Consider the following 4359-nt stretch of genomic DNA (forward strand, 5'->3'; position numbering starts at 1 on the left):
AATTTCAAATAACTCATCAATTAAACTTTCGAGCCTTTGCGATTTCGTATATGCAATTGTGGAGAAATGTTTAATTTGTTCTTTTGTTAAATTCTCATCTTTAAGAATTAAATCTAAATACCCTAACACGGATGTTAATGGAGTTCTTAAATCATGAGCTAAGTTTACAACGAGCTGATCTTTACTACTTTCAGCAAAGTCTCCTCTTTCCACCGCTTCTTTTAACTTTTCACTCGCAACATTTATTTCACGTGCGATATCTCCAAACTCATCGTTTGATGAAACTTGAACTTTATTCGTAAAGTTACCGTTCGCAAGATGATGAATCCCGTTAGAAATCTCACTAAAATACTTTAAATACGGTTTTGTCAAAAAGAAGAAAAAGATAATAGATAACGGAATAAAGAAAATTAAAAAGAAGTTAATGTCTCCAAATTCCCTTACCACTGACCTAAATTGCGCTAAAGGCTCTTCGTAGCGAACCATCGTTTTATAATACAGCTGCAATCCTTTATAAATTATATAAGTTACAGTTGCTGCAAGCACCATACTTAACGCAAATAAGGCAATCATTTTAAATCGAAAACTTTTCATCATATTAGCCATTGAAAGTATAACCTACTCCCCACACTGTTTTTATTAATTTATCCTTTCTTTTATCTTCCCCAAGCTTTTTCCGCAACGTACGAATATGTACCATAACTGTATTTCCGCCTTCATAATAATCATCAGCCCATACTTGCTGAAAAATGTTTTCCACATTGTACACTTTCTTCGGATGGCTCGCTAATAAATATAAAATATCAAACTCTTTCGGCGTTAATTCAACTTGTTCTCCGTACACATTTACTGTTCTTCGCTCAGGATCAATCACGACCCCGCCTACCTCTAAAGCAGATTTATTCTCCTCTACTTTCGGCTGATTTAACGTAAGAAACCTACGTAATTGTGCATTTACACGCGCAACTAATTCAATCGGTGTAAAAGGTTTCGTCATATAATCATCTGCGCCTAATACAAGACCTGTCACCTTATCAAAGTCCGAAGTTTTCGCACTTAAGAATATGATTGGCATATGGTGCTTCGCGCGAATTTGACGCGTCACTTCATACCCATCCATTTTCGGCATCATAATATCTAAAACCACTAAGTCGATTGGCTGCGTTTCAATAATATGAACAGCCTCTTCCCCGTCCGCTGCCTTCACGACGTGGTACCCTTCTTTTTCTAAATGTATCTCAATTAAATCAGCAATTTCTGCCTCATCATCCACTATTAAAATTGAAATGCGCTTCATTTTACTCCCCCTTTTATACGCTCGATTGTAAACTAGTCTATCCCATTTGTACAATACGAAAAGGTTACCCGTTAGAGTAACCTTTGTAAATAAAATTATATCAGCGATTTTCCAAATATATCGACCATAACTTGAATTATATCGGCGATTTCTCAATTATATCGACCGTAACTCGCATTATATCAGCGATTATTGAAATATATCGACTTACCGACAATTAACAACGAAATTCGCCCGCTACTTTAAAGACTCAAGTTACCGCTCCAAAACAATTCGCTGTTTCGTGATCTCCGCCAACCTTCCGCGGTCTACTTCATACTCAGCTTCAACACTTTGCGGCACCATAACTTTCCCGCTCTCAAGCATCACTTCCGGCGAAATAATATCCTGCTCCCAATGTCTGCTAGAAGCAGATATATCGCCTGGAATCGTAAAGTTCGGCAATGAGGCAAGCGCAACATTTTGTGCTCTTGAAATCCCCATCTCCACCATACCGCCGCACCAAACGGGTATGTTGTGCTCCATGCAATAATTATGGATTTGAACCGATTCTGTTAATCCGCCCACTCGCCCTGGTTTAATATTAACGATGCGGCAGCTACCAAGGGTAATCGCAACGCGTGCATCTTCTAAACTATGAATACTTTCATCTAAACAAATCGGCGTTTCAATTTTCTTTTGCAACTCCGCGTGATCAAGAAAATCATACTCGGCTAACGGTTGTTCAATCATCATTAATTGGAATTCATCTAGTCGTTTCAGCCTCTCCGTATCCCCTAATGTATATGCTGAATTTGCATCTGCCATTAGCGGGATATGCGGAAACTCTTTTCGAATCTCTTTCAATAATTCGTAATCATGCTCTGGCTTTATTTTCACTTTAAAACGCTCGTATCCTTCTTCTGCGTACTTCTCGATTTGTTTTAACATAACCGGAATCGTATTGATCCCAATTACAACGCCGACTTCAATTTCAGACTTCGTTCCGCCAAGCACTGTCGCTAACGATTTCTTTTGACACTTCGCATATAAATCCCAAACAGCCCCTTCAATTCCGGCCTTTGCCATTCGGTTTCTTTTTATATGTTGAAATAGACCCGGTACCTCATTTGGATGAGAAATTTCAGCCTTTAATAAATCAGGTATTAAAAAGTCTTGCAGTACATGCAGCGCCGTCTTCACCGTTTCTTCCGTATACCACGGTTCAGAGAACGCAACGACTTCGCCAAATCCAATGTACCCGTCTTCATCTTCTAATTCAATAACGATACTCTCACGCTTTTCGTAAGTCCCGTAGCTTGCAGCAAACGGGATTACGAGTGGCATTTCCGTTATATACAGTGTCGCTTTTTTTATTTCCACCTACATCTCCTCCACTAATTCTCTTAACTCTCGTCTTAACAATTTTTTCGAAGCGTTACGTGGTAATTCCTCTAAGAAACATGCTTTCTTCGGCACTTTATATTTCGCTAATTTCTCCTCGCAAAAGTGAAGAATTTCTTCTTCTGTTACCGCCCCGCTTTTCACAACAAAAGCAGCGGGTACTTGTCCCCATTTATCATCAGTCATACCTACAACACCAGCTTCCGCTACCGCTGGATGGGACAGCAACACTTCTTCAATTTGAGCCGGATATATATTCTCTCCGCCAGAAATAATTAAATCACTGCGGCGATCTAATACGTATAAAAATCCTTCTTCATCTAAATAACCGAGGTCGCCAGTATGAAGCCATCCGTTTTGAATAGTCTCACGCGTCGCATCTTCACGGTTAAAGTAACCACCTGTTACGTTTGGTCCTTTTACTACAATTTCACCTTCCGCATGTGGCGGCACTACTACGCCATCTTTTTCAATACGAAGTTGGCACTGAAATAGTGGCTTTCCAGCTGATCCTACTTTCGTTAACATGTAATCTGCGGACAACGTACAAATTTGCGAAGACGTTTCTGTCATACCGTACGTTTGATACACAGGAATTCCTTTATCTACACACGTTTCGAGTAACGGTTTTGGCGCTGGTCCTCCGCCAAGTAACATACATCGTAAAGAAGATGGATATGTTTCTTCTCCAAGTCTCTCTAATAAATCAGTTAACATTTTTGATACGACTGAAATAATCGTTACGCCTCTCGTTTGAAGTGCTTTATGAATAAAATCCGCATCATATTTCGGAACGAGTAAAATGCGCATGCCATACATAATATTTTTCATTAAAAGAGATAGTCCGCCAACGTGGAACATCGGCATACAAGCTAACCAACAATCATCATCACGAAGCCCTAAGTTAAGCGAAGAGCCAACCGCACTTGCCCAATGATTACCGTACGTTAAAATAACGCCTTTCGGTTTTCCTGTCGTCCCAGACGTATAAATAATTGTCATCGCTTCTTCTAAATAAAACTCTTCTTGTATAGAGGCTTCCTCTTTTGGTCCATTCATCACTTCGGCGAATGAATAGACAGGAACATCTTTAGCATCAAATTCTTGATCGGTCACTAAACAAATAACTTCAGCATCATCCATTTGCCAAAGTAGCTCTTCTCTTGAAAGACGCGTATTTAAAAGCACAGCTACTGCCCCTACGTACGATAGGGCGTGAATAACTGTAATCATCTCCATACCATTTTTCATCAGAACAGCCACCTTTTGCCCTCGCTTCACTCCAACATGCGTGAGACGTTCACAAACAGATACTACTGTTTCATGCAGCTGCATAAAATTAACTTTCTCTTCCTCTATTTCAATTGCAGTTCGATCTGGTGTTAAAAACGCACGTTGCATTAACCAATTTGGCATAGTTTCCATCATACATTCTCCTTTCATGAAAGAAAGAGACTTGATATGACATCAAGTCTCTTAGTTGTTTTGTTTCCGGTTTGTCACATCCAGCTACAGCGGCTAGAACAGTCGGTCGTTTCACGCCTTCCTACGAGGCAAAAAGCGCCTCTACGTCAGGAGTTCCAACACCCTCTTGTTCTAAACGAGCCGCTTCCGCTTTTGGTTTCATCCAGCTACAGCAGCTAGAATGTTCGGTGGCTTCACTTCTTCCTACGAGGCAA

General features: G+C 40.1%; 4 protein-coding genes. All 4 read right to left on the reverse strand.

Annotated elements, in window-relative coordinates; translation table 11 throughout:
- The coding region (locus HMPREF2590_RS27605; RefSeq protein ID WP_141763560.1) for a sensor histidine kinase at window positions 1-606 on the reverse strand (606 nt) is incomplete at its 3' end.
- Complete coding sequence (locus tag HMPREF2590_RS27610) at window positions 599-1297, reverse strand: response regulator transcription factor (RefSeq protein WP_050822153.1); 699 nt, start codon at window positions 1295-1297, stop codon at window positions 599-601. The genes HMPREF2590_RS27605 and HMPREF2590_RS27610, both read right to left, overlap by 8 nt.
- Window positions 1298-1552: 255 nt before the next feature.
- On the reverse strand, window positions 1553-2659 hold the full coding sequence (gene menC / locus HMPREF2590_RS27615; RefSeq protein ID WP_050822154.1) for an o-succinylbenzoate synthase: 1107 nt from the start codon (window positions 2657-2659) through the stop codon (window positions 1553-1555).
- Entirely contained in the window at window positions 2660-4105 is a 1446-nt protein-coding gene (locus HMPREF2590_RS27620; protein ID WP_000449565.1) for an o-succinylbenzoate--CoA ligase, read from the reverse strand.
- Between the last annotated feature and the right edge of the window lie 254 nt (window positions 4106-4359).

It is taken from the genome of Bacillus sp. HMSC036E02, assembly GCF_001836235.1.
Taxonomy (GTDB): Bacteria; Bacillota; Bacilli; order Bacillales; family Bacillaceae_G; genus Bacillus_A; species Bacillus_A cereus.

Excerpts from the sequence above, each read along its gene's own strand:
- HMPREF2590_RS27610 (WP_050822153.1), bottom strand. The coding sequence starts at position 1,297 with ATGAAGCGCATTTCAATTTTAATAGTGGATGATGAGGCAGAAATTGCT.
- HMPREF2590_RS27620 (WP_000449565.1), bottom strand. The coding sequence starts at position 4,105 with ATGGAAACTATGCCAAATTGGTTAATGCAACGTGCGTTTTTAACACCA.